At 50.0% G+C, this 25,137-nt stretch carries 20 protein-coding genes and 1 pseudogene; 4 read left to right on the top strand and 17 right to left on the bottom strand.

Translation table 11 applies throughout. The features are described from left to right. Window positions 1–63: 63 nt before the first annotated feature. Entirely contained in the window at window positions 64–462 is a 399-nt protein-coding gene (locus J1C60_RS03440; protein ID WP_128176601.1) for a rhodanese-like domain-containing protein, read from the top strand. A 378-nt stretch (window positions 463–840) separates the two neighbouring features. Here J1C60_RS03440 and arnF read toward each other — a convergent pair whose 3' ends face one another. The 7 genes from arnF to arnB are packed head-to-tail and all read right to left on the bottom strand — an operon-like array spanning window position 841 to window position 8,218. Continuing rightward, window positions 841–1,236, bottom strand: a complete 396-nt coding sequence (arnF, locus tag J1C60_RS03435; RefSeq protein WP_128176599.1) for a 4-amino-4-deoxy-L-arabinose-phosphoundecaprenol flippase subunit ArnF — start codon at window positions 1,234–1,236, stop codon at window positions 841–843. Next, a complete protein-coding gene (gene arnE, locus J1C60_RS03430) occupies window positions 1,236–1,559 on the bottom strand; it encodes a 4-amino-4-deoxy-L-arabinose-phosphoundecaprenol flippase subunit ArnE (protein ID WP_128176597.1) in 324 nt (107 codons plus the stop codon). The genes arnF and arnE overlap by 1 nt, the downstream gene beginning before the upstream one ends. Next, the gene (arnT, locus tag J1C60_RS03425) at window positions 1,556–3,217 is read right to left on the bottom strand and encodes a lipid IV(A) 4-amino-4-deoxy-L-arabinosyltransferase (protein WP_128176596.1); all 1,662 of its coding nucleotides are present in this window, start codon (window positions 3,215–3,217) and stop codon (window positions 1,556–1,558) included. The genes arnE and arnT overlap by 4 nt, the downstream gene beginning before the upstream one ends. A 4-nt stretch (window positions 3,218–3,221) precedes the next feature. Then, on the bottom strand, window positions 3,222–4,118 hold the full coding sequence (gene arnD / locus J1C60_RS03420) for a 4-deoxy-4-formamido-L-arabinose-phosphoundecaprenol deformylase (protein ID WP_128176594.1): 897 nt from the start codon (window positions 4,116–4,118) through the stop codon (window positions 3,222–3,224). Next, the gene (gene arnA, locus J1C60_RS03415; RefSeq protein WP_128176592.1) at window positions 4,115–6,097 is read right to left on the bottom strand and encodes a bifunctional UDP-4-amino-4-deoxy-L-arabinose formyltransferase/UDP-glucuronic acid oxidase ArnA; all 1,983 of its coding nucleotides are present in this window, start codon (window positions 6,095–6,097) and stop codon (window positions 4,115–4,117) included. Before arnA ends, arnD begins: the two co-directional genes overlap by 4 nt. After that, window positions 6,097–7,077, bottom strand: coding sequence for an undecaprenyl-phosphate 4-deoxy-4-formamido-L-arabinose transferase (arnC, locus tag J1C60_RS03410; RefSeq protein ID WP_128176590.1), 981 nt, complete (start codon window positions 7,075–7,077; stop codon window positions 6,097–6,099). Before arnC ends, arnA begins: the two co-directional genes overlap by 1 nt. Window position 7,078: 1 nt before the next feature. After that, window positions 7,079–8,218: a UDP-4-amino-4-deoxy-L-arabinose aminotransferase gene (arnB, locus tag J1C60_RS03405; RefSeq protein WP_128176588.1), complete on the bottom strand. Its 1,140-nt coding sequence runs from the start codon at window positions 8,216–8,218 to the stop codon at window positions 7,079–7,081. Between the two features lie 307 nt (window positions 8,219–8,525). Between arnB and J1C60_RS03400 the strand changes: the two are divergent. Beyond that, window positions 8,526–8,699, top strand: a pseudogene (locus J1C60_RS03400) (IS30 family transposase); the annotation flags it as partial. A gap of 93 nt (window positions 8,700–8,792) precedes the next feature. On the opposite strand, the gene J1C60_RS03395 reads toward J1C60_RS03400, so the two are convergent. Then, window positions 8,793–9,254, bottom strand: a complete 462-nt coding sequence (locus J1C60_RS03395) for a GyrI-like domain-containing protein (RefSeq protein ID WP_128176586.1) — start codon at window positions 9,252–9,254, stop codon at window positions 8,793–8,795. A 429-nt stretch (window positions 9,255–9,683) separates the two neighbouring features. On the opposite strand from J1C60_RS03395, the gene J1C60_RS03390 reads away from it, so the two are divergent. Further along, window positions 9,684–12,695, top strand: coding sequence for a hypothetical protein (locus J1C60_RS03390; protein ID WP_128176584.1), 3,012 nt, complete (start codon window positions 9,684–9,686; stop codon window positions 12,693–12,695). Window positions 12,696–12,921: 226 nt separating this feature from the next. Here the strand turns inward: J1C60_RS03390 and J1C60_RS03385 are convergent, their stop codons facing one another. From J1C60_RS03385 to J1C60_RS03355, 7 genes are all read right to left on the bottom strand, one after another. Next, complete coding sequence (locus J1C60_RS03385) at window positions 12,922–14,433, bottom strand: CoA transferase (RefSeq protein WP_128176583.1); 1,512 nt, start codon at window positions 14,431–14,433, stop codon at window positions 12,922–12,924. A gap of 36 nt (window positions 14,434–14,469) precedes the next feature. Then, window positions 14,470–15,354 carry a hypothetical protein gene (locus J1C60_RS03380; RefSeq protein ID WP_128176581.1) on the bottom strand — a complete coding sequence of 295 codons (885 nt, stop codon included), beginning with the start codon at window positions 15,352–15,354 and terminating at the stop codon, window positions 14,470–14,472. A 2-nt stretch (window positions 15,355–15,356) separates the two neighbouring features. Beyond that, window positions 15,357–16,331: a 3-hydroxyacyl-CoA dehydrogenase NAD-binding domain-containing protein gene (locus tag J1C60_RS03375; RefSeq protein WP_128176579.1), complete on the bottom strand. Its 975-nt coding sequence runs from the start codon at window positions 16,329–16,331 to the stop codon at window positions 15,357–15,359. Window positions 16,332–16,932: 601 nt separating this feature from the next. Beyond that, entirely contained in the window at window positions 16,933–17,814 is an 882-nt protein-coding gene (locus J1C60_RS03370) for an alpha/beta fold hydrolase (protein WP_128176577.1), read from the bottom strand. 23 nt (window positions 17,815–17,837) lie between these two features. After that, window positions 17,838–19,181 carry an MFS transporter gene (locus J1C60_RS03365; RefSeq protein WP_128176575.1) on the bottom strand — a complete coding sequence of 448 codons (1,344 nt, stop codon included), beginning with the start codon at window positions 19,179–19,181 and terminating at the stop codon, window positions 17,838–17,840. 44 nt (window positions 19,182–19,225) lie between these two features. Continuing rightward, on the bottom strand, window positions 19,226–20,629 hold the full coding sequence (locus J1C60_RS03360) for a four-carbon acid sugar kinase family protein (RefSeq protein ID WP_128176573.1): 1,404 nt from the start codon (window positions 20,627–20,629) through the stop codon (window positions 19,226–19,228). Between the two features lie 3 nt (window positions 20,630–20,632). Further along, window positions 20,633–21,910, bottom strand: coding sequence for a ribulose-bisphosphate carboxylase large subunit family protein (locus tag J1C60_RS03355; protein WP_128176571.1), 1,278 nt, complete (start codon window positions 21,908–21,910; stop codon window positions 20,633–20,635). Window positions 21,911–22,111: 201 nt separating this feature from the next. Between J1C60_RS03355 and J1C60_RS03350 the strand changes: the two genes are divergently transcribed. Continuing rightward, entirely contained in the window at window positions 22,112–23,005 is an 894-nt protein-coding gene (locus tag J1C60_RS03350; protein ID WP_128176569.1) for a LysR substrate-binding domain-containing protein, read from the top strand. Between the two features lie 40 nt (window positions 23,006–23,045). On the opposite strand, the gene J1C60_RS03345 is transcribed toward J1C60_RS03350, so the two are convergent. Together J1C60_RS03345 and yghX are read right to left on the bottom strand one after the other, a co-directional pair. Next, entirely contained in the window at window positions 23,046–23,813 is a 768-nt protein-coding gene (locus tag J1C60_RS03345; RefSeq protein ID WP_128176567.1) for an SDR family NAD(P)-dependent oxidoreductase, read from the bottom strand. A 267-nt stretch (window positions 23,814–24,080) separates the two neighbouring features. Continuing rightward, window positions 24,081–24,968 carry a YghX family hydrolase gene (yghX, locus tag J1C60_RS03340; protein ID WP_128176609.1) on the bottom strand — a complete coding sequence of 296 codons (888 nt, stop codon included), beginning with the start codon at window positions 24,966–24,968 and terminating at the stop codon, window positions 24,081–24,083. Window positions 24,969–25,137: the final 169 nt, after the last annotated feature.

The raw sequence follows: 25,137 nt of genomic DNA, 5'->3' as shown, positions 1-25,137 counted from the left end.
GTTGGACAGACTTCAGGTCGTTGAATATTCATGACGAACTTACTTATACACAATGAGGTTATTATGTCTGCTCTTGAACAATTATCTTATTACCAAAAGAAACTCGCGTTTGAAACCGATTCATGGGATCTGTATCTGGCAATCAAAAATGGCGAAAATATTATTGTTGTAGATGGCCGCAGTAAAGAGGCGTACCAGCGTGAACATATTCCTGGCGCAATAAATGTTCCTCATAAAGAGATTTGTTTTAATCACACCGCAGAATTAGATAAAACAAAAATCTATATTTGTTATTGCGATGGTATTGGCTGTAATGCTTCCACTAAAACTGCAATGAAATTATTGACGCTGGGGTTTCAGGTAAAAGAGTTAACTGGCGGCCTGGACTGGTGGAAGCGTGACGGTTATACCACCGAAGGGGCTGAAGGCAGGGAAGGTACGCCGGTAGTCTGTGGCTGCTGAACGCTATAAGGAATAACGGGTAATATCCGTACCGGGCTCTCCACAGTACGGATATTTACTCACCGGTAACCATTAGTTGCTCATCGCAGATCATTATTATGCTTTCAGCACAACATGACTCTCTGCGTAGGGTACGCAATAAGTTTCGCATGATCTTATCCAACACTACCATCAGTTTGGTGGGAGTGAAATCCAGCGCACAGGCCCAAGCGACGGTCACGACATCGTCCATGACGTCCTGATGGACTGAGACCCGCTCCGTTGGCGATGGTTGATCGGCAGTAAGGCTTTTCTAAAGGCCCTTGAATGATATATTGATCCATGTTCTGCCCCCATTCCCCATCAGGTTATCAGCAGTTTGCCTGAATAATTAACCCATCACTTTTGCTCTTTGTGTCGAACGCTGCGCGGCAGACAAATCATTATCAGGCCGACGAAAATAGCCGCCACCCCGATAAGTTTTACCGGACTGAACAACTCATTTAGCCACGGCAGAACAATGGCCGCGAACCAGACCAGAACATAGCTCAGGCTAAGCAGGGGGTAGGCTTTACTCAGGGGGATACGCCGCAGCGCCAGATACCAACAGCCCATTGATAATGCATAGGCGGCAAGCCCGCACAGTAACGCCACCAGACCACCGCTGCCAAACAGCACAGACCGGGCAAAATCGATGCTCAGAGTGGCTGGGGGGAACTGCATCATCGCCCATTTCATGCTGAGCTGCGCCCCGCTCACCAACAGCACGCTGATTAATGCCCACATGTACCCCATCAGGTATAGCCTCCCAGCGTGATAATACCGAGGATGATCAGCATCACACCCAACCAGTGATGCGGAGAAATTTGCTCTTTCCAGATCCAGCGGGCGGCCAGGGTGATAAAGATAAAGTTCAGGCTGAGCATTGGGTAAGCGATGCTGACGTCAACGTGCTGTAGCACCAGCAGCCAGACCAGTAATCCCAGCCCAAGCAGCGCCACGCTAAGCCCAAGCCACAGTATCAGATGGCGCCCCCCCGCACCGTGGGCCGCCTGCTTCTGGCACAGCTGCCCGCCGCAGCTAAGCAGGCTGACTAATACGATTAGCGCAATGCTCATGGCAGCGGATCGTATTCAAGCAGGACAAAGCGCCCACTGTTAGCCCGGTGATCTGGCACAGGCAGTTTAAGGTCGATCTGATCGCTGTTATTAGAAACCAGCAACAGCAACGAGACTTTGCCCTGCTTACGATGTTCAGCAAGCCAGTCGCTGAAGGCGCTGGCGCTGACAAAGCGTTTTTTCACGTCCGGATAGCTCAGGCCGTAGCGCATTTCGCCCTGCTGATCGTAGAGGTTAATGTCGCTACGCTTCATTTCCCAGGCAATGCCGGCGGCAATCCCCACGTTGTTGGTAAAGATATAGCGGCTGTCTTCCAGTTGCGGGCGCATTGCATGAATAAACGCCTGCGGCTGCTTGGCGTTCTCCACTTTCGACGGAATGACCGCACCAACCATCAGCGCCAGGCCCAACGGACAGAGCGCCGCCCAGTACCAACGTTTTTCTGTCTGGCTTAAGGTCAGCAGACCGAACAGCCCCCAGACAGCAAACGCCAGGCACGCAAGCACGACCTTGAGGATTGCATTACCGGTATAAACCGGGTGTCTTGTCAGCCCCCACGGCGCGAGGAAGAAGGCCAGGGTAATCACACAGGCCGATCCGAACAGCAGGTTTATCCAACCGTTAACGCGTAGCACCTTAGAGCCCGCTTTCGCCAGCTCTACCGCATGGCGTGCCATCAGGATCGCCAGCGGCGCAAAGCACGGCAGGATATAGGTCGGCAGTTTACCTTTCGCGATGCTGAAGAACAGGAACGGCATGACTACCCAGCCAAGCAAATAAAACGCCCCCCCCTCTTCGCCGCGCTGTTGCCAGCCACGCTTCAGCGCCCCTGGCAACAGCGCGAGCCACGGCAGGCTCCCGGCGATCAGGAACGGGATGTAGTACCAGAACGGGGCCTTATGCTGCGCCTCTTTCTCGGCAAAACGTTGAATATGCTCGACCCAGAAGAAATAGTGCCAAAAATCCGGCTCGGCCTTGGCGATGGCCAATGCCCACGGCAGCGTGATAATGATAGCGCTCAGCACCGCCAGCGGCCCGAGCAGCAGTACCTCTTTCCAGCGCTTTTGCGCAATCACCCACGGCAATACGCCGATCACCGGTACCGCCAGCGCCAGGAATCCTTTGGTCATCACGCCCATGCCGCAGGCCAGGCCAAGCAACAGATAGCCGCCAATCTTGCCGCCGATCGTTTTGGCGCTGCTGGCCAGCCAGAAGCTGCACATCGCCACCGTCAGCCAGAGAGTGATCATCGGGTCCAGTACCGAATAGGTTCCGATGCCGTACACCAGTAAGCAGGTCAGGAAGATAACGCCCGCCAGCGTCGCGACCGTTTTATCGCGCCACAGTCGAAACGCCAGCCAGGCGGTCAGCAAAGCGCTGAGGGTAACTGAAAAGACAGAGCCAAAGCGTACGGCAAAGTTATTGTGGCCGAAAATCAGCTGGCTAAGGTTATTGATCCAATAACCGGCTATCGGCTTTTCGAAGTAGCGCAAATCAAGAAAATGGGGAACGATCCAATTACCGGACAGTAGCATTTCACGGCTAATTTCCGCGTAACGCGTCTCATCCGGCTGCCACAGACCACGAAACTCCAGAGGTATCAGGTAAAGTAAGGCAAAACAGACCACCAGGGCCATTCCATATTTTGCTGATTTCATCGGTTCACGACTCTATAAGTTGTTGGCAACCCAGCCAGCCTTCACGGCCAGGGATTGTCCCGCGCACAATTTTGCCTGTCGGCAGCGTGGTTAAATCGTCGGGCAGAAGCTCGCTGAGCGGGCAAAACTGGACCCCTTCAGCCGCGGCCATCACCAGCAATTCACTAAAAGACTTTCGCATCACCATGCCTTCAACTTCCGCATGAATGGTGTAAACCGGTGTTCCTTTGTCCTGATGGATCTTATCCAGAATAAAGCGATTAAACGCTTCTTTACTGACGTTGCCTCCAACGACCTCATCCCATGTCGGCAACGTGACGGGGATTTGTACCGCCGCTGGCGTACCGTCATCCAGCAGCGGGATAAACGGCATGGTGCCTCGGCAGTCGCTATTGTAGCTGAACGGGAACGACGATTTTGCCTGCACCACGCGCTGGTCGGCACGCCAGCCCGCCGCCGCCGAGCAGGTCACTGGCTGGCCGATAATCTTTTGCAGTGCTTCCAGCCCGAGACGGGTCTGGCGTTCGAGTTCGCTATGTGCCCAGACGCCGGCCCGTGCCTGCCAGGCATGGTGATCCCAGGCGTGAAGACCAACTTCATGGTGATCCACTGCTGCGGCAATGACCTCCGCATTGCCGCAACCGATAATCCGCCCTGGCCAGGCGGTACCCGCGAGCAAAATGTCCCAACCATACAGAGATGCTGCGTTAGAACGCAGCATCTTCCACAGGAATTTTGGCTTGATCAGGCGCCACAGATGGCGCCCCATATTGTCAGGCCCAAGACTGAAGAAAAAGGTTGCCTGCGTCTCATGCAAGCTTAGCGTCTGCAGAAGGTTAGGCACCCCTTCACGGGTGCCTCGCCAGGTGTCGACATCAATACGCAGGCCGACTTTTTTCATGAGGCTGGACCCGCAAGGTCAACGGTTTTCAGGAAGAAATCCAGCGTTTCATCAATGGTTTTCTCCATGTGTACTTCCGGCGTCCAGTTCAGCAGACGACGAGCGTTTCTAATGCTCGGCTTACGATGCTCAACGTCCTGGTAGCCCTTGCCATAGTAAGCGCTGCTTTCCACTTCACGGAAGCCGGCAAACGGTGGGAACCGGTCACGCAGCGGGTGACGCTCGAAACTCGCCAGCAGCATCTCTGCCAACTCTTTAATGCTTGCTTCGTTGTCCGGATTGCCGATATTGATGATCTGGCCGTCGCAGTTATTGTGTGTATTTTCAATAATGCGGAACAGCGCTTCGATACCGTCGCTGATGTCGGTGAAGCAGCGCTTCTGCTTGCCGCCGTCAATGAGTTTGATTGGCGAGCCTTCCACCAGGTTGAGGATCAACTGGGTGATAGCACGGGAGCTGCCGATACGCGCGGCGTTCAGGTTATCCAGCCGCGGGCCCATCCAGTTAAACGGACGGAACAGGGTAAAGCGCAGGCCTTCTTTCTCGCCATATGCCCAAATAACACGGTCCAGCAGCTGTTTAGAGACGGAGTAAATCCAGCGCTGTTTATTAATTGGCCCAACGATCAGCGGAGAGTTATCTTCATCAAACGACTTGTCGGTACACATACCGTACACTTCGGAGGTGGACGGGAAGATAATACGTTTTTTGTACTTCACACAGTCGCGGATAATCTTTAGATTTTCTTCGAAATCAAGTTCAAATACGCGCAGCGGGTTGCGGGTGTATTCGATCGGCGTTGCAATGGCGACCAGCGGCAACACCACGTCGCATTTCTTAATGTGGTATTCGATCCACTCGGAGTGAATACTGATATCCCCTTCAACGAAGTGGAAGCGTTCATTGCCGATAAAGCGGGAAATCGCATCGGAACCGATATCCAGACCAAAAATTTCGAAGCTGTCATCGCGCAGCAGGCGTTCGGTCAGGTGATTACCGATGAAACCGTTCACGCCAAGAATCAGCACGCGGGTTGGGCGCTTAACAGCTGAAACCGGTTTGCTGCTCAGGATAGCGCCACTCACCAGGCCCAGAGACTGGGCAAGCTGCGAGCCTTGCTTGTAGACGCCGTTTTCGGTCTGACCGGTCACCACCTCCAGCGCGCCGCTACCGCAGGCGATAATCAATGGGTTAACGGACATTACGGTACCGGCTTTAGCACCGTTATTGCTTGCCAGTACGCGGCTTTTCCAGATGATAAATTTGCTTCCGCCCACGAAGCTGAAAGCACCCGGCCACGGTTCGGTGACCGCGCGCACCAGGTTGTTGGCTTCCGCCGCGCTGCTTTCCCAGCAGATAGCACCATCTTTTGGCGAACGCCCGCCGAAATAGGTGGCTTTAGCGTCGTCCTGTGCCATCTGCGGAAAATGGCCGGTTTTGATCGTCGGCAGCGTTTTAGCCAGCAGCGACATTGCGGTTTCACACAGCTTGTGGTGCAGCGTCAGCGCGGTATCTTCCGCCGCAATCGCCACGCGCTCCTGAGCAACGATATCGCCCGCATCCGCGCGTTTAACCATGCGATGCAGGGTTACACCCGTCTCGGTTTCCCCTTTCAGCAGCACCCAGTTTAGCGGCGCACGGCCACGGAATTTCGGCAGCAGAGAGCCATGCAGGTTGAACGCCCCCACGGAGGCACAGTTCAGAATCTCTTCGCCCAGCAGGTGGCGGTAGTAGAAGGAGAAAATCACCGCAGGCTGAGCCTCTTTAATACGCTCAACCCACAACGGGTGGTTCACATCTTCAGGGGCAAATATCGGAATGCCGAATTCTACCGCGGTGCGTGCCACGGACCCAAAGAAGTTATTCTCAGCCGCATTATCCGGATGAGTATAAATTGCTGTAATGTCATAGCCTGCTTCAACAAGGGCACGCACTCCAATACAGCCCATATCGTGATAGGCAAAAACAACGGCTTTCATTATTGATTTTCCTCTGAAGATAAAGCGGTTTCTCTGCTAACTACGCGTTGAATAAAGTAACGAGGGCGTGCGCGCACATCGTTGTAAATACGGCCTATGTACTCACCCAGCAACCCCATGCCGATGAACTGAGCGCCAATAAACGTAAATAGCACAGCGAAGAGCATGAACACGCCGTCCGCCGCCCACTGTGGGCCAAAGGCAAGACGCAACACCACCAGCAGCACCGCCAGGCTAAAACCGGACAACGCGATGATGCTGCCCACGACGCTCAACAGACGCAGCGGCGTGGTAGTCAGGCAAGTGATCAGGTCATACATCAGGTTGATCAGGCGCATGAAACTGTATTTGGAATCGCCGAACTGGCGCTCATCGTGGTGCACCGGGATTTCAATGGCGCGCCGGGCAAACGTATTTGCCAGAATCGGAATAAAGGTGCTGCGTTCGTGGCAGTGCAGCATCGCGTCGATAATGTGACGGCGATAGGCGCGCAGCATACAGCCGTAGTCGCCCATCGCCTTGCCAGTGGTACGCTGGATTAGGTGATTGATCATTTTAGACGCGCGCTTGCGGAACCAGCTATCCTGGCGGCTCTGGCGCACGGTACCGACCACGTCATAGCCCTCATCCGCCTTTTCCACCAGCCGAGGGATCTCTTCCGGCGGGTTTTGCAGATCGGCATCCAGCGTGACAATGAGGTCACCGGTGACGTGGCTAAAGCCCGCCATGATTGCCGAGTGCTGACCATAGTTACGGTTCAGCAGCACCGCTACGATACGGCTGTCGGGTGCTTCTGCAGCGCGGGTCAGTATGGCAGCAGATTCGTCGCTGCTGCCGTCGTCCACCAACAAAATTTCATAATCACGGTTAAGCTTTTCGCATGCCGCTGAGGTGCGGCGGATCAGCTCGGGCAAACTCTCCTGCTCGTTATAGACCGGGATTACAACGGAAACTTTCTTTACTGGAGGCGGGGTCATCATCTTAGAGTCCTGCTATTTCACGTAATGCGGTAATGACTCGTGAGGTGTCATCGTCGGTCATGGTTGGGAACAGGGGAATAGAACAAATCCTTTCGCTGTTCCACTCGCTGTTCGGCAGCCGAAGCTGTGGGTAACGTTCGCGATAATATTTCTGGGTGTGGGCGGCACGGAAATGCAGACCAGTCCCGATGCCGCGTTCTTTCAGAGCGTCCATCAGGCCGCTGCGCGAAATACCGCAGCTTGCTTCGTCCACACGGAGAATAAACAGGTGCCACGCATGGCGATGCTGCCACTTTGGTATCGAAAGCGGTAAGAACGGCGTATCGGCCAGCGCGTTAAGGTAGCGTTGGGCAACCTCATGTCGGCGAGCGTTAAGCTGCTGCAACTTACCTAACTGCACCAGCGCGACAGATGCGTTGATGTCCGCCAGGTTGTATTTAAATCCGGGGGAGATCACCTCAGCCTGAGGCGCCCGTCCGTGGTTTTGACGGTCAAACGCGTCCACGCCTAAGCCGTGGAACTTCAGGCTACGGATACGGTTAGCCAGTTGTTCGTCATCGGTCACAACCAGCCCGCCTTCGGCACAGGTCATATTTTTAATCGCGTGGAAAGAGAAGATCGCCGTGCCGCGTGAACCAACATGCTTACCCTTATATTCGGTACCTGCAGCGTGAGCTGCATCTTCAATGACCGGAATACCGTAACGCTCGCCTATCTCCCGGATAGCATCAATGTCAGCGGGCGCACCTGCGTAATGCACAGGAATAATGGCTTTAGTACGCGGGGTAATGGCTGCTTCAATCTCCTGCGGCGTCACCATCAGCGTATCGCGGTCGACGTCAATCATCACCGGCTCGGCCCCCAGCAGCACAATCATGTTCAGCGTTGACACCCAGGTCAGTGAAGGCGTGATAACCTCGTCGCCCGGCTGCAATCCCAACGCCATCAGCGTAACGTGCATTCCGCCTGTTGCGGAGCTAACCGCGATCGCATGTTTATTGCCGGTTAACACACAAAATGCCTGTTCGAGCGCCTGATTTTTTGGGCCGGTGGTGATCCAGCCAGATTGCAGAACTTCAGATACCGCTGCAATTTCGTCCGCGCCTAACGCCGGACGTGAAAAAGGCAGAAAATCACTCATTACGTGGATTCCTTATTAAATCACTGAACGCCAAAAGCTTACGGGATAATGAAACAGCCTAATTAAATAAAAATTCAACACTCAGAAAGTACGGGCTGTTTAGCTAAACGGGTAATCAATGAAAGGACGATAACAAAAGAATCTTAGAAAAGTATTAAGAAGGAAATAACATCTCATCTCCATCTTCTGCACAAAAATGAGTAAAAAGCGCGCTTGAATACACAATTTGTTCACCTGAACAGAAGTGATATCATCGCCTTATCATCCAGGCAGCTGACATAATGAATAAAAGCGACAGACGGAATGAGAAAAAAATAATGGACTGATCTGACAATATTTTCCCAATAAGACATGCCTTGCTCAATATACTCAGCAGAAGCGGGATAAGGCTGCACCCCAACTAAATACCAGGCCGGGCAAGGCATTAAAGTTCAACACAACGAAAGAGATAATTGAAAAAGGTGTTGCGTTGGTCGGTTGAATCTACGGATTAAACATTTAAATTACAGGCTCATTGCAGGGTATCGAAAGCAGTCCAACTCACTCAGACACATATCCACTGTAGTGAGTAGAATCAGTTCACTATTCCTATCAATAATTCAATTTTTCCATCCCGGTAATAAATTTCATAGTCCGTTATCCAGCAACGCTGATGTGGGCAGCCAGTCTGTTCAAAATGTTGCCACACTTGTTGCCACAGGTGAAAGACAGGATTACCTGCCCCCGTTTGCCCTGAAAAAACCATATACCGCCCCGGTGCCAGCTCAATTTTGTCAAACATTGATCCTGCTTGTACGTTTTCATCCTCTTGTGCTTTTACCGCAACGGTGACGTCAAATTCGCCACTCGCATCAGACTCATAATTAGAATAGACCCCGTAAACTACATCACCTGACAACTGCTCAGGATAGATATCCTGGTAGAAATGACGCCAGAGCGGCAGTATTTTCGCAGTGGTAACATCCATTTCATTTGTATTGTTCGTACGTGTAGAAACGCCAACTAAGGACAAAACCGGACGCTCGACAATTTTCATCTGTTATCTCCCTGGTTTTTCAGCCAAAGCCTCACCTCTTTACAGGCCTGACGGTTTTTAGATATAGGCAGTATTCATTTCATACACTTCGCGCAGTCTATCTCAACCTTTTGGAGGATGGGCAGTTTCTCATTACGCTCAGCCCGCTGTCGTTTCAGCCGGGTATTTCCGGTCGCACGTTTATTTCCCACTAAGATGAAGTGAGCGGCTGCGTTTTTTTATGTTGTTGGCCAGGATCAATTATCCCCCGGAACTCATCGCACATTCCATTCACTCAGTACACATTTCTCAACTGTTGACTCACAAGGCAGTATTTCAATGGATATAACCCGAAACCGCAGCGGAAGCTTTACCCCGACTCATACTCAACCGTCATCCAGTCTTCGCCCCGTCCCAACAAGGAGAGACAGCTTACCCACTCCGGATGTCATGCAAGAAAAATTTCAGGCACTGACGACCAAAATTCAGGCGCAATCACCACTCATCATCGGGATACAGCAATATCTGCGCCGGAAATGGTTATATGAGCGCACTCTTCCCACTGATATCGGTGAAAAGATGTCCTTTGGTGAGTCAAGGCGTACACAACTTTCCGCGTACGCCGGTGGCGAAGTAGTCGCCCATCAGTACGGAATAAACATCGCCGAGAATGAAGCACTTGATGAGCACTTTGCCTATAAATTACATCTGGGTGGTGAGTTTAATTCTTTATACCATCGTCAGTTACCCTCTGATGAATATTATGCCCAGTGCAATAATTTGTACCAGGCTCAGGGAGGCCATGCAGATGACAATGTGATGTTCTTTAATGGCGAAGCCTCTGCACAGCGTTTTCTGTCTTGCTGCCCTCAGGACATGGTAGAGGGCCACGTGCAACAGCATCTTGCCACACACGGAAAGGAACTGTTTCCCGGTATTTACGCCGTTAAATTTACCCATCAGCCCTCGCCTTCTGCGGCAGATGAATCTGATGAATCTGATGAATCTGATGGATCAGAAAGTCAGCCAGAGACATTTAACAGTCCCGCCCTTTTCTATCATTTGGGCGCCAGACCGTCAGTGTGTCAGGTGATACGCGCCATTCACAAAAACGATAAAGCATACTCCTTTTCTCCGCGTAGCTGCCTTACTCAGCTAAAGGGTCTTTCCAGCAGCGATCCCCATTCGGCAGGTGCATCCTTACGTCAAATTCCACCGACGCATCCGTGTTATGAACTGGCCATTACCGCCACCAACCTCGTGGACGGACTGGTTAACCATTTGCTTACCCATCCACAGTTGCTTGCGGCACAGACCGACTCTGGTTCGCCTCTGGCGGTGGGACGACAAACCCTGCCCTTTAATCCTGATATTTTAGCCGACTCCTTGAATACGCTGGCGGCGGTGACTCAAGCCATGCCTGGTTTAACCCATGACAGCATAAGCTTTGCTGATTGCTATCGCACCATTGCCGAAGAGCTGGGCGTGATCACGACATTATGTAAACCCTACTCCGCCCAGGACTTTAAGCAAGTTACCCGGGAACTTACGATCGCTCGCCTCGGTCCATCCTGGCGCGATGGCGTAGACCTACAGCCTGAAACCTTTTTATTTTCCTCAGGCATGCACGCATTAACCATTGCTCTGGAAAATGCGAGTCAAAACGACGCAGAGCAGGCATTAACCTTTATGACAGATCGCTCAGGCAAGGCGAAAACACCCATCTACTTCGAGACAGGAGAGCTTGTTAAGCTGGCTAGCGGGAAATTTATCGCCGGGTCAGCAGTCTATGCCACACTCAATCACAGCATGCCTCTGCCGAATATGCCTAACTGGAGTGTGGATAATCTTATACCGGGTTTACAGCAACAGATAAAACAGCATGCGGATTCAACGAAGCCGCTTACGCTGATACTGGATGCAACCATTGAGAAGCGCGATGATTTAGCGCAAATTGCTACCGCATTTACTGAGGATATCGCCAAAAACAATCTCCGCATCCTTTTATGTAAAAGCTACCAGAAATACAGCAATCTTGGCCTGACTAAAGTCATGTCAGGATCGGTGACCTTACTCGCCGCAGCGACGGAGGAAAACGATAAAATCCGTACCGCGCTGAGCGATCAGGAGAGCGCACTGGGCTGGGCCGATAACGATGATTCACAACTTTTAATCCACTTGCTAAAACACGCCGACAGCGAATTTATGCTGCTTGATAAAGCCGCGGAGAACGCAAAATTTGTCAAGGATACGTTGTTCAACGGTAAAAATGGGCTACGCGAAGCTAGTGGCTGGCAACCCGGACTGCCTTTTATTGTGCTCACCTCGTCTACAGAAGAATCACACAGCTTCAGTATGGACGAAGACGCCGTCGATAAGGCCTACACCCTCTCTCACGACCGCTTGTTAAGTAACGCCAATGTGCGTATCCGCGGCAGCTTCGCCTTTCTGGAGAGTACCCAGTCCTCCTATGAAGATGAGAAGCAAGAGGTGGGGGAAGGGGAAAACCGCAGTATTATGCGTTTATGCTTCGGCATGGAGAGTAAAGCCGAGCTGGTTGAGCGTTTTTACATGGCATCGCGCCTGATGGCCAGCCCTCAGAAATCCTGGAGCTGCCGTGACGCGGCGCAGGAAATTGATCATATCCTGCAGGAAAGTGGTCTGTTCTCCAACGTTAATGCCCCCTTAACGCTGCAGCAAAAAATCACCATCGTGGCCAACCATCAGCGAAAAGCGCTTTCACTTCAGGACAAGGGAAGCCTGTTACAGCAGCACCTGTCCACGCAAATCCAACAGCAAACGGGAGAGTTTGTGATAAACAAACTGCTCTCGGTGATAAATCAACTGTCTTTTCTGGTCATCGATGAAGCAAGCTACTCCGCTGAGATACCGCCAGGGAAAAAAGATAAAATCGTTCTGGCCGAATTGGTGGATGCCCTCACAAAAAACGACCTGCCCGGCGTTTCACCAAAATCGCGTGAAGAGCTGCTGCGCCTTAATCAATATCTGGCGCTGGATGATATCAAACGGGGCGGCGCACAAGGGATTCGTGAGGGTATCGATCGCATCCTCACAATAGCGGATAAAATGACCAGCGGCATGCGATTACATTTTACCACGTTGGGCATGCTACCTGACGCGGTGTTCCAGCAGCAGACTCCGGCTATTCAGCAGCAACTGCTTGAGAAGCTGTTTATTCCCCTGGATACCCAAACCAAAATGCTTTTAATTGATGACCTACTCAAGGCGGGCGCACTGCATATTGCACAGGCCTGCCTTGATAAACTGGAAGCACTTTTACAACATGAGGGGCAGATGAGCACAGAGTCCTTCCTGACCCACGACAGTGCAAACTGGTCAGCAGAGCCACTCACGCAGTCCCCGGCTGAAAACCTGTATATCCAGGAGCGTGCTCGCAGCCTGATAGCATCACTGGAAACATTAAAAAATAAAGGTAATTAATGCTTTTTATCCGGGACCGGTAAAGCTTATCGCTTATACGATCGTGATCGTCTGGAAACAGAATAATGATCTGCAAGAGCCGGATAACGATTAAGAAAAATATTATCCGTACTGCCAATAGTGCAGTACGGATAACACTGCTTATGCAGCAGAAATATCAGCAGCCGCAATCTACCGTCGTACCTTCCCTGCCCGCATGCTCTTCGATGACAGTATCGGTATCAGGTTAATCGGGATCCCATTCAGGGAACGATGAACCCAGGGGATTGAGTAGATATTTATACGTTCCCATCGTTGTCATTTCGACTTGTTCACCAACGCCTTTATAAAGCCCCATTGGGGTTTGAGCGATAATAAAGTCAGGGTCGACATAAGCATGCTCTGCATCTGAGTTGGCCGTATCGTACGCGTATTTTTGGTCAAAAATACCTACCGACATCAACCAGCATACCGTACGGCTTAATGACACGCTGACACTGTAGCTTCCTCCCTCCACCGCACGGCGTTTTAGCGCTTCCAGAATTCCGGCTGTCGCCAGCCAGGAAACAATCCAGTCACAGATCACACCAATTTGTGGCGTTTGGTGAGGTTCTGAACATTTTTTATAGGTGCCGCCCAAACTTTCAAGCCAGTATGGACCTGCTAATGCCCCCTGAGAGACATCAAAACCCACCCTGTCAGACCAAACCCCCTCTTTCGTATTAAAATATACCGTAGAGGTAATCAGTCCCGGATGTTTTTTACACAGCATTTCCGGTGATAAATTGTGCCGTTCCAGAAAACCGTTGCGACGATTTGAATAGAATACATCTGCTTCTGACAAAAGCTTATCGAAGGATTTACGATGCTCACTGTTGTTTTTTATATCGAGTCGCGATGAGCGAACGCCAACGTTGGAGGTAAAGTGAAAGGTGCTGTGTTCATAGTCATCTTTTAACCATATATTGAGCACATCGGCACCATGAAGGGCGAGTGAGCGACCAATCCCCGCGCCAGCAATAACGTGCCCGAGTCCAAGTGCTTTAATTCCACTGAGAACCTCTTTCCCGTCTTTGAAAGGGACAGGATCTGAATCGGCAACTTTTTCCACCTTAATCAAAGGCTCACGATTGAGTGTTTTCTTAAATAAATCCAGTGCCATGAATTCTTGTGGCGATCTCACCAGATGAATCGGTATCCCTGCTTTTGCCGCAGCCGTTTCCAGCTCAGCGCCATTCCATTGGGCAACAGCTTTGCGAATAGCCTCCTTTCCAGGCGCACACTGTAAAAGCTGTAATGCCCTGTTTCTCAACCCGGGATAATTACACGTAAAAAGCACCCAGGTTTTATCTTTGCAACAATAAAATGTTCTGAGGTCTACACCTGACTCCGACGCAGAGGTTCCCGGGAAACCATTTACCGTCTCAAGGGTGCCTTCCCAAAAGCATGCAAAACGGCGTAATGCCTTACGCACATCAATATGGATATTCTGCACTTCGCCCGTTTTTAACTTCCAGATACTGGCCAACTGCACGGCCTTCACCGCCAGCCCGATAGCCGAGCATGCCCCATAGGGGAGCACACTTGGAATAATAGGATCTTTGCCGTAGAAAGTGAGCTTTCCGCCAAAGTCCTCAATAGACGTTCCCAAGCCTTCAAGTATCAACGCGGTCTCTTTATTCAAATCAATATTATTGGATTTCAGCGGTTGCGAAAGATGATGTTTAATTCTATGTTCGGTTGAGTCATCGTGATTCATGAAAATATGTCCTTATCTTAATCGATAGCTATCTGATTAGCCTGTTATTCCAGTAAGGCTGTCCTGATGCCAGAGGCGTTCTTTTTCACCCGTTTTAATATCAACGCGGTAAATACCCCCGCCCAAATCGGAGACATAAACACAGTTATTCTTTCTATCAAGGGTAAGACCTATTGCCTCATCAAACCCGCCACATATAATGTGATGGCCGATCAGGGAACCCCCTGTTATTTTTGCAGTGTTAAGTGTATTTCCTTGAGGTGGCGATCCACGATCTGTCCAATACAGAAGATGGTTCTCTTTATCGATTTCCAAATCGATAGGCTCAGGTAAATTATCAAGTAAAACGTCGATCTCTTTTTCTGTGACAGGCGTTTTGCGTGGAGCTACATCCATATGCGTACAGAAAATTCGGCCTTTATTCCCCTTTGCGGGGCCCTTTTGCGTCCAGTATAGTTTATTATTTTCCGTATCTACTGTTACGCCAACACATTGCTCCAGAATATCCACCACGCCACAATGTCCTTTGGCGTTATCGACAAGTATTTCAATGCCGGAACCATCGCATTGACTACGCATAACCTTCCCTCCTTCCCGATCACACCAGTAAAGCAGGTTATTTTTTTTATCTAATTGTAGCTGTTTGGGCGTGGTGAGAAGGCCATTACCGATCAGGATTTGATGATCTGTACCATCAAGCCGACACACTTCGATGGTACCGTCTCTCTGATTATAATCCATGCCCATATTAGTCCAGTATATAAGGCCTTTTTCATGGTCTATCTGTATACCATCCGGCGTTCCACTCAAATTACCCAGGATAACTTTTGTAACTTTACTACGGGTATTTATTGAAACAATCGCGCAGTTTTTTATCTGAAGAAAAAACACTGCCCCTTCCTCTTCTGATATAAGTTGCATGCTTATTCCTTTTCTGATGAAAACGTATTTAATATTTTCATGATGGAGATCTCTTTAACATCTCGCGACTTTTCAAGTTGCGGAATGGCAAAACGGCCATAACTCGCATTGACCTGATCGGTGATGGTTTTTTTCGTTTTATCGTCAAAAGAAACAACTTCTAAAGCCTGTTTACCCCAGCGTTTTTCCATTCCCGGAGCCAAATGTTCCAGAAAATGGCCCATCCCCCCTGCTCCGCCGCCCAAATGAAACGAAAGGAAAGGACCGCCTGTCGCCCATCTGATACCAATTGATGATGTAACAATGTCGTCAAGTTCTTCAACCCGAACAACCCCCTGGGATACCAGATAAACACACTCTTTGAAAATTGCTGACTGCAATCTATTGACAACAAAACCATCCACTTCTTTATTGATTAAACGCGGTAATTTCCCCAGTGCTGAATAAAAAGCTAAAGCCTGATCAATATACTTTTTATCTTTTTTCTCTCCCGGAACCACTTCAACCAGTGGAAGCAGATGTGGCGGATTAAACGGATGTCCGATGATCAAACGCTCGGGAGAAGTAAGATCTACAGATTGGTGCGTTGCGATAATACCTGAACTGGATGAGAGAAAAAGTGTGTGTGCGGGTGCATTTTCTTCAACCGTTTTCCATATGTTTTTTTTAACATCGATACGCTCAGGTGCATTTTCCTGGATATAATCCGCAGCTTTTACCGCTTTCGCTAAATCCTTTTCAAAAAAGATATTTTTCAAATAATTATCCGGAGTAACGCCAGAATAATTTTTCCCCATTTTATCAAGATCGGCAATCGCATGCCTGAAATAGTCGTCAATTTTACTTTCGATATTTTCATCCGGGTCACTTATTGTGACGGACATCCCACCGGACAGGAATACTGTAGCCCATGAAGCGCCAATAACGCCGCCACCAATAAGCGTGACATTCTTTCCTTTTAAAGATAACTGTTTCATAATATGAATTTCCATATACGTTAAGAAGACCCTTTAAGAAGATATAAGAATCATAACTCCGTATTAACAAATCATGCTTCCTGTTATTTTCCACGGAGTTAGCAGAAACCGAATATGGTTGACAGACGGCCACTCAGGAACAAAAAATACGCATTCAGGATTACATAACATGTAAAAAAACAGTGTATTCCACTTGCAGTAATGAATTAGCACATTTGTTTCAAGACAAATCTTGCAGACATAAGATCATTAACACAAAAAGTGCTTTTGCAATATCTTCAGAGAGGAGTAACAACACGCGGAACGATCACTGGCAGAAATTCATCGAATGGTTATTTATATTCACTACTGTTTATTAATTTTATTTCTTATTTTTACGATAGTTCTCATAATCTTTGCTCACCGAAGTTAATTTATTCTTATCGTTATCTTTTTTCTGGGCAATTACCATGATCAGGGCACGCTCAGCATATCTGAGAGTGCCCTGTATTTCATTGCTAATTTTCCCGGGTGTTTTCAGGCTCTGGAGGCGTAAGTCACTTTTATGATAACTTGCGCGAAAATATCAATGAGCGAATATAATACAGCCCTTCTGCCTTCCTTAAGACGATCTCTTCAGTCGGCAATAGGCAAAGAATGTGTCGAGCCATTCCGCAATTTTCTCCGGCTGTTCTTCAGGAAGCCAGTGCCCACAGTTATCGATCACACCGCCTTGCACATCATAGGCAAAATCAGTTAGCGAGATAACCGGCTCATTTTTACGCCCAAATGCTTCATTTCCCCCTAATCCCAATACCGGACACGTTAGCTTCGGTTCTCTAAGCTGAGCCTGTGCATTTTCCAGATCAATGGGTATAGAGCGGTAATACTCTAACGACGCTTTCCAACGTTCCGGTTTGCTATAGCTTTCGATATAGCGCTCCGTATCAATCTTTTTCATCGCCGTATGATTATGGGTAAAATTATCAAAGAACCATTGAAAATAGGCCCTTTCATTTCCCGCTATCAGCGTTTCTGCCAGGCCTTTGCTCTGGTTGAAATTATGATGCCAGCGTTTGCCACTTTGACTAAAGTTGACGGAAGGCGAACCGGGCACGGTCACATCCAACATTGCCATCCCCAGACATTTCTCGGCAAGCTTAACAGCTACATAGAATGCAACCACCCCGCCCCAATCATGGCCGACCACATACACAGCAGGAAGTTTTAAATGATCACGAACCAGTTGCACCAGATCTTCAGCAATCGTTTTCTTGTCATACCCCTCACGCGGAATTGAGGACTGCCCCAAACCGCGCAAGTCAGGAATGATGAGATCATGATCGGCAAGATAAGGTGCCAGTGTTGACCAGGCTTCATGTGTTTCGGGCCAGCCGTGTACTAACAAGATCGGCTCTTTGGTTGCTTCTCCTGCCCGAATGTAATGAAGTTTCACGCCATTCACTTCGGCAAAGAAGCCCTCGTGCTTAATTGAGTATGTCATGTGTGTATCCCTTGTTCTGAGGCTTATTCGCTGGCGATGTCGAGATCTTTGGTCTCTGCCGAAAGATAGGTACAGGTAGCTGAGATAACGGCCAGCGCCACCATATACCAGGCAATTGCGTAAGGGGTGCCATAATGATCCAGGAGGAATGCACCAATAATCGGCGCACTCCCGCCCCCAATGATTCCCCCAATATTGGTGGCCATCGCAAAACCGGTAAACCTGGCGCTTGGCCCAAATGCTTCACCGGTGAATGACGGTGCAGCCCCGTAAACCAGACCGTAACCAATCATCAACGCACAGGCACCGGCCAGCATGGGTAAAAAACTTGCGCTGGAATAGAGATACCAGAATGGGAAGGCGGACAGCGCAGTCACTGCAAATCCAATAAACATCGTACGACGTCTACCAATAGTATCGGCAAGCGCTCCCGAAAGTGGTACCGCCACAAGGTGGGTACAGATCGAAGCCATGACGACGGACAGAACAAAACTATTTGAAAGGCCAAGCTCTTTTTGTCCATAGCTCAGCGAGAAAACAGTGAACAGATAGAAGGTTGAAAAGTGGCAAATGTTAGCCCCGGAAACCAGCAGCAGTTGCTTTGGATATTGAGTAAACAATCGCATCGCCGGAGACTGGTCAGGAGAGCGTTGTACGGCACGCTTCGCTGCCGTTTGTTCAAATACCGGTGATTCCGCCACTCTGGAACGAACAAATATCCCGACGATCAAAAGCGCTATACTGGCGATGAACGGAATACGCCATCCCCAACTGTAGAAATCTTCTTTGGATAAAAGAGCGCTAACCAATAACAACATACCGGCTGACGCAATAAAACCAAAGACTGGACCAATATTGTTAATCGCCGCGTAAAAGCCCCGTTTTCGCTTAGGCGCATGCTCAAGCAGCATCAGAACAGAGCCACTGTACTCGCCCGCAAACGCAAAGCCCTGAATAAACCGGAGTACACAAAGGATTAAAGAGGCCGAAAGACCAATACTCCCGTAAGTCGGAAGAAGGCCGATCCCCACGGTACTCAATCCCATGACAATCAGCGTAAGGTACAGCAGTTTTTTCCTGCCAATCCTGTCACCGAAATGCCCAAGAACCAACGAGCCGAGCGGACGTGATACGAAGGAGATCGCGAATGAAGCCAGAGATAATAATCGTGAAACGGCTTCATCTGTTCCAGGAAAAAACAGAGGAGCAAAAATCAATGCGGCGGCGGTACCGTAGAGATAAAGATCGTATGTCTCCAGGGCCGTTCCGAAGAGGCTACCCACAACAACGTTCTTCATTGATTTCTGTTTTTCGGGATCAACCGATTCAACCTGTGTTGCGATGTTATTTGGGACAGAAGTGTGCATGATGTCACCTTTTTTATTGTTGTATAGGTACTAGAGGGTAATCCTTAGTTTTTTGGGGGTACGTTGCCCTTCATCGCCTTAACGAAATAATCGTGATCGCCCATCTGGCCGCCTTTAAGCGCGATTTCAAGTTCCGACAGAAACGGTTGACTTGAAAGTGCCTTACAAAGCGGAGCGCCAGGGGAGAACAGCGATTCGATTTTAAGGGCATCCGGTGCCAGGACTTTTGTCACCTGGCTTGATGTATCGCCACCGGAAATAACCAGTCGGTCGGGACGATATTGCTTGAGAATATTTTTGACGATGCCGCCCATCTTCATCGCTAAAAGCTTGCCCCCCTGGACTTTCGCTTCTTCCAAGGTTTTTCCTTTAGCAATCATCAAATTAATCATGTCTTTGATGCGGGGATCGTCTGAACCTTTGGCTGTATGAATCAGTACACTGGATCCATCCTTCAGGGCCCGAACCACAGAGTCGATAACAAGCGCCTCCGTCGCCTCACGGGTGACTTCAGCGAGTAGCGCGGCCGCATCCACTGCGAATTCGACATATCCAGCCTGTAGCGCGCTATCGATTTGAATCCAGCTTAATGGCGATGCGCTACCTGAGACAACCAAAACTTGTTTTGCCGGTTTAAGGCGCGGGCAAGCGTCAGCATCAGTGCCAGGCTCACCATTAGCGCGCCAGTACTGCGTCAGCCCGTATTCCACTCCGGATGAACCGACGACAAAAAGCGGAGCATGGTCACGAGAGATTCGATCGAGGATCTCGCCCGCCTGGGTCAAGTGTTTCGTGGTTACGCCATCAATTAAGATGGCTTCATGATCGTTTGATAACGTATTCGTGAGGGCGACAAGATCCCGCTCAGCATCCAGCTGACAAATATCTATCGTCGCGAACGTCATATCCTTCTGCATCTGAATGTGCCGGGCCAGGTCCGACTCATGCATCGGTGTAATAGGATGAAGACTCATTACGGGGTGGCGGTCGATCCGGTGTACCGCGTTGTCTGTCCTGGAATGCGCATAGAGATTTCCGAATGCACAGTACCTTTTCAGCGCGGGATTTCCGGCAATGACAGGCACCGAACGTTTCCCAAAAACGGCGGAAGCGATACCGATTGCGTGCCCTATACTCCCAACGTCCGGCGCACTGTCAAAAGTCGAACAAACTTTATAATGGACAATGGCTGGAGACAGACTTTTGATAGCTTCAAAAACACCGGTCAGTTCAGCATCCATATCTGCTGGAGACATAGAACGACTGTCACCGGCTATTCCTATCGCATCAAATTCACCTAACGAGCGCAGTAAAGCCGGTGATGGCGGAGTGAGGAACAAAGCACACTTCATGCCGGCGGCCGCTAATACCTCCAGCGAATCACTCGATCCCGTAAAATCGTCACCGTAGAAAACCAGCCGCAGCGTGGGGACATGGTTGCAGGACATGACTTACATCCCCCCAAATTTGACCAGCGCTGCAGCCAGCTCTGGTTTGGATTGAGCATATGTCTCAAGCGGTATACCTCGGGTCGCCGCTTCCCATCCCTGGCGCATACTCTCCACGCCAGCGCCAATACCGCCCGGGTGGCCAATGATTCCACCTCCGGCGAGATGCATCAGATCGACGGACTGCAGTTTGCTGAATAAATCAGGTGCCTGAGCGGCCCACTGTCCGGATGAGAAAACAGGCATGATGGGCCGGACTCCTGCAAACGGTTTGAGGCAGCTTTTGGCCGACTGGATAACCGAATCATCAGGTTCCCAGAATTTGCTTTTGATCCCGTTAACATGCAGATGGTCGATACCCGTCAGGCGCCAGATCTTCTGATAAGCCTCAAATGAAAATCCCAGGTGTGGATGTCGTGTAAAGGCGCCCCACCCATTACGGTGACCATGAATAGGAAGCTGAGAGTTTTTTCGAATGTACTCGACACCCGAATGGCCAACCCAGTTCAAACACAGCATGATGCAAGTGCCGCCGGCTTCCAGTACCGCATCATGCCGGCGAAGCATTTCATCAATGCTGCCTGAGATATTGATGGCATACATTGGCATCCGTCCAAGCCGGTCAGCATGCTTCTTAAGGACAGGCATAACGGCATTGAGTCGGGCATCAAATGAGGCATAGGTCGGATTAATCAGGAGTTCATCATCTTTAATAAAGTCGATGCCCCCTGCGCAGAGTTCGTCAACAATCGATGCGGTTTGCGCTGCCGACAGTCCAATACTGGGCTTAATAATGGTTCCAATCATTGGACGCCCTTCAACACCGCACAGCTGCCGGGTTCCCTCTATGCCAAACTGAGGGCCCTGAAAGTCAGCCGCAAAATGTTCAGGTAAATCCAGATCCAGCAGTCGCAGACCGCTTACTTCACCAATCTCAAAAAGATTGCCGGCAACGGTCGTCAGAAGTGCTGGAATATTTATACCGATATTTGCCGTCGGAAACGCGATCACCACCTCACCGCGAAAATAAATCTTTGAAGGATCCTTCCTTTCAAGAAACGCACTGTGTAATGAAGGAGCATCGACTGAGGGCAACGGGGTCACGGAGACGACCCTCGCTCGTGACCGCTCCTTCAGTTCTTCTGATTCGCCTGGCAAAGTCAGAAAGGTACCGCTGGATTGTTCACCCGCAATAATTTCTGCGACTTTCTCAATTGGATAACTGCTTTCGACGAAAAATGTTGCGGTAAATTCGTCGCGTAGAGTGGTTAGGTTATTCATTCACGAGTCTCTTTTCGAAATTATTTTGCAAGATTTTGCGGCCTGATGAACGTCGCGTTATGTCTTCAATATACATTGGCCCCCAGGACAGGGAATTGATATGATTTCCATACCCTGTGAGAAAAACTCACAATAGAAAAAGACTAATTGCTCGCTTTTCACGTGATAAAACTCACTTCTCTTTAGAAAAGGTTTAGCGCTATGTCAGGATCAATCAGGCCTTCTTTAAATGCTCTCAGGGCGTTCGAAATGACCGTACGCAAAGGTACGTTCGGCGAAGCCGCAGAGGCCCTCTTCGTCACCCACGGCGCGATAAGCAGGCATATACGAACGTTGGAAGACCTGCTCGGCGTCGTTTTACTTACGCGGGGTCCGCAGGGGACGAAGCCAACCCCTGAAGGAGCAAAACTCGCAGCAGGCCTGAGCCGTGCTTTTAGTCTTATTCAGGAAAGTGTTGATGAGGTACGGCCCAGAGCCCTGGAGTTATCCTGTTCTTCTTCGATCATGATGCACTGGTTTCTCCCCAGACTTGCAAAGCTGCATAGCACCTTTCCGACGATGGAGGTTGGATTGCGGACAGGACATGGTCCGATAGATTTCGCACAGGACGGTGTCAGCGTCGCGATTCGTCTCGGGAAGATCCCGGCACCACCAGGAATTACCCCGATCCCGCTAGCGGATGAATGGATTGGTGCCGTTTGTTCACCGGACTATGTGACGTCTTATGGTGTTTCGGGGGTGGGGGATTTGGATAGCTTACGGCTGCTTGCGAGCAAAACTCGGCGCCATGCGTGGAATGACTGGTATTCGGTAACACATACGCAGTGCCCCGAACTCAGTAATACGGAGTTCTTTGAGCATTTCTACTTATTGATTCAGGCGGCTAAAGTTGGGCTTGGCATGGCCTGCGTCCCGCGTATGCTGGTACAGGCAGAGCTGGATAGCGGGGCCTTAGTCGCCCCTTTTGGCTTTGTGAAAGGCCCGGAAAAACTGGTGCTTTGGGTATCCCCGAGTGCAAAAAATCGCGCGGATACCGCTAACTTAGTAACGTGGATCAAAGAAGAAATGGCCGCCGAATATGGCTCCCATTGCTGATACGCTGATCCACACACTCACACCTGAGCCACGACTCTCGTTAAATGTCGCCAGCGCCCCACGCCATAAATCCACCGTCAACGGGGAGCACGATACCATTGACATAGGCTGCAACGTCAGAGGCCAGGTAGGCAACCGCCCCGGCAATCTCTGACGTTGTACCGTAACGTTTCAATGGAATTGCATTACTGTATGCTGTCCGGAATGCATCACTGTGCAATTCTTGCGTCATCGGGGTATCAACAGGGCCGGGGGCAACCGCATTCGCCGTGATACCATATTCACAGAGTTCGACCGCCATTTGCCGGGTCAGTGCAATAACGGCACCTTTCGACGTCCCATAAGCCGTACGCCCCTTTCCTACCGCCCTGAGCCCTGCAACGGAAGCAATGTTGATGATTCGGCCAAATTGATGCTTTTGCATGATACGCGCGGCATGCTGACAACAAAGCAGCGTGCCCGTCACATTGATATTCATCGTCCTGTTAAAAACATCCAGATCGTACTCAAGAAAAGGCATCGTTTTGGCGATCCCGGCAGAGTTAACCAGCACGTCGCAGCGACCAAATTGTTGGTCTATCCATTGGAATCCGTCGCGGATAGATGAAGCATCACTGACATCCAGATAGCAAAAGCTGGCCTCAAATCCCTCATTTTTCAGTTGGTTGGAGAAATTTTCCCCTTCGTTTTTATTGATATCACAAATAACGACATGGTAATTTTGCGTTGCCAGGCTTCGTGCTACCTCTGCACCAATGCCCATAGCCCCACCCGTGACAGCCGCAATTTTTTGCCCGGAGTTACTCATGTTCAATCCTCTTTGTGGTTTTATGGCACGACACAGGTCCGCGCCTCATTATCAGGCGATACTAGGAGCTGTAGCATAGGGTCGCAATCGATAAAAATTCGCGCATGCCTCATGAAAACTCAACGGCATAATGACCACCGATATCCAGGATTCTCGTTAAGATTGCCAGTCATTGCACACAGCAACGCCGGACTAAGAGAAGATGTAACACAGCCACACGCACAAATAGCCAGTCGCGGTCGTTGCCGTTCGGAATGAGTTCAGACGCTATACCAGATACTTACCGAACCAGGCGAGGGTCCGCTCCCAGGCTAAATCTGCAGCGGCTTTATCATAACGCGGGGTCGAATCGTTATGGAAACCATGCTGCACGCCGGGATAGATATAGCCTTCGTAGACCTTGCCGTTCGCTTTCAGTGCGGCCTCATAAGCGGGCCAGCCTTCATTAATACGCGTATCCAGCCCGGCATAATGAATTAATAGCGGTGCTTTTATGCGCGGAACATCTGTGGTTTTCGGTTGTTTGCCGTAAAATGGCACCACTGCAGCCAGTTCCGGGTACGCCACAGCCGCCGCATTCGCCACGCCCCCTCCGTAGCAGAAACCCGTTAATCCGACTTTTCCGTTGACCTCATCATGCCGCATCAGGAATTCAACAGCGGCAAAAAAGTCATTCATCAACTTCGTCGGATCAACCTGCAGCTGCAGCTCTCGCCCTTTCTCATCATTTCCGGGATATCCACCGACTGCGCTTAATCCATCCGGGGCGAGTGCGATAAATCCCGCTTTTGCCAGCCGCCGTGCAACATCTTCAATATAGGGATTCAGCCCCCGGTTTTCGTGTACCACCACGACTCCCGGCACGCTGCCTGTCATTTTGGCCGGTTTCACCAGATAACCTTTTACGCTGCCGTTCCCCTGCGGCGAAGGATAATGGATGTATTCAGGTAAAATATCCGGATCGGTAAACTCCACCTGTTGAGCAAAACTGTAGTTTGGGGTCATGAGCGTCCCCAATGCCGCCGCCGACAGCCCACCAACCACAAATTTCCCCGCCAGATCGAGGAATTCACGTTTGGTTATTTTGCCGTGGACGTAGTAGTCGAAGTATTCAAGCAGTTCAGCAGGAAAATCTTTCGCCGTTAAGCGGGCCATATTCATACTCCATTGCATTGGGGAACCTGCTTACAGAATGACCTGGATTTAACGATATGGGAAACCCTCCGCCTCCTCTCCCCTCTTTCTCAGCGCTAAATTTACTCTCTTTGCTCAAAATCAAGATCTTGGTCTCGTTTTAGTTTATTTTGATTAAATAAAATCATTA

The organism is [Pantoea] beijingensis (genome assembly GCF_022647505.1).
GTDB classification, from domain to species: domain Bacteria; phylum Pseudomonadota; class Gammaproteobacteria; order Enterobacterales; family Enterobacteriaceae; genus Erwinia; species Erwinia beijingensis.
The sequence above is the reverse complement of the archived record's forward strand: the minus strand, read 5'-3'. Positions and strand labels throughout refer to the sequence as shown.

Excerpts from the sequence above, each read along its gene's own strand:
- J1C60_RS03440 (WP_128176601.1), top strand. The coding sequence starts at position 64 with ATGTCTGCTCTTGAACAATTATCTTATTACCAAAAGAAACTCGCGTTT.
- arnF (WP_128176599.1), bottom strand. The coding sequence starts at position 1,236 with ATGGGGTACATGTGGGCATTAATCAGCGTGCTGTTGGTGAGCGGGGCG.
- arnE (WP_128176597.1), bottom strand. The coding sequence starts at position 1,559 with ATGAGCATTGCGCTAATCGTATTAGTCAGCCTGCTTAGCTGCGGCGGG.
- arnT (WP_128176596.1), bottom strand. The coding sequence starts at position 3,217 with ATGAAATCAGCAAAATATGGAATGGCCCTGGTGGTCTGTTTTGCCTTA.
- arnD (WP_128176594.1), bottom strand. The coding sequence starts at position 4,118 with ATGAAAAAAGTCGGCCTGCGTATTGATGTCGACACCTGGCGAGGCACC.
- arnA (WP_128176592.1), bottom strand. The coding sequence starts at position 6,097 with ATGAAAGCCGTTGTTTTTGCCTATCACGATATGGGCTGTATTGGAGTG.
- arnC (WP_128176590.1), bottom strand. The coding sequence starts at position 7,077 with ATGATGACCCCGCCTCCAGTAAAGAAAGTTTCCGTTGTAATCCCGGTC.
- arnB (WP_128176588.1), bottom strand. The coding sequence starts at position 8,218 with ATGAGTGATTTTCTGCCTTTTTCACGTCCGGCGTTAGGCGCGGACGAA.
- J1C60_RS03395 (WP_128176586.1), bottom strand. The coding sequence starts at position 9,254 with ATGAAAATTGTCGAGCGTCCGGTTTTGTCCTTAGTTGGCGTTTCTACA.
- J1C60_RS03390 (WP_128176584.1), top strand. The coding sequence starts at position 9,684 with ATGCAAGAAAAATTTCAGGCACTGACGACCAAAATTCAGGCGCAATCA.
- J1C60_RS03385 (WP_128176583.1), bottom strand. The coding sequence starts at position 14,433 with ATGAATCACGATGACTCAACCGAACATAGAATTAAACATCATCTTTCG.
- J1C60_RS03380 (WP_128176581.1), bottom strand. The coding sequence starts at position 15,354 with ATGCAACTTATATCAGAAGAGGAAGGGGCAGTGTTTTTTCTTCAGATA.
- J1C60_RS03375 (WP_128176579.1), bottom strand. The coding sequence starts at position 16,331 with ATGAAACAGTTATCTTTAAAAGGAAAGAATGTCACGCTTATTGGTGGC.
- J1C60_RS03370 (WP_128176577.1), bottom strand. The coding sequence starts at position 17,814 with ATGACATACTCAATTAAGCACGAGGGCTTCTTTGCCGAAGTGAATGGC.
- J1C60_RS03365 (WP_128176575.1), bottom strand. The coding sequence starts at position 19,181 with ATGCACACTTCTGTCCCAAATAACATCGCAACACAGGTTGAATCGGTT.
- J1C60_RS03360 (WP_128176573.1), bottom strand. The coding sequence starts at position 20,629 with ATGTCCTGCAACCATGTCCCCACGCTGCGGCTGGTTTTCTACGGTGAC.
- J1C60_RS03355 (WP_128176571.1), bottom strand. The coding sequence starts at position 21,910 with ATGAATAACCTAACCACTCTACGCGACGAATTTACCGCAACATTTTTC.
- J1C60_RS03350 (WP_128176569.1), top strand. The coding sequence starts at position 22,112 with ATGTCAGGATCAATCAGGCCTTCTTTAAATGCTCTCAGGGCGTTCGAA.
- J1C60_RS03345 (WP_128176567.1), bottom strand. The coding sequence starts at position 23,813 with ATGAGTAACTCCGGGCAAAAAATTGCGGCTGTCACGGGTGGGGCTATG.
- yghX (WP_128176609.1), bottom strand. The coding sequence starts at position 24,968 with ATGGCCCGCTTAACGGCGAAAGATTTTCCTGCTGAACTGCTTGAATAC.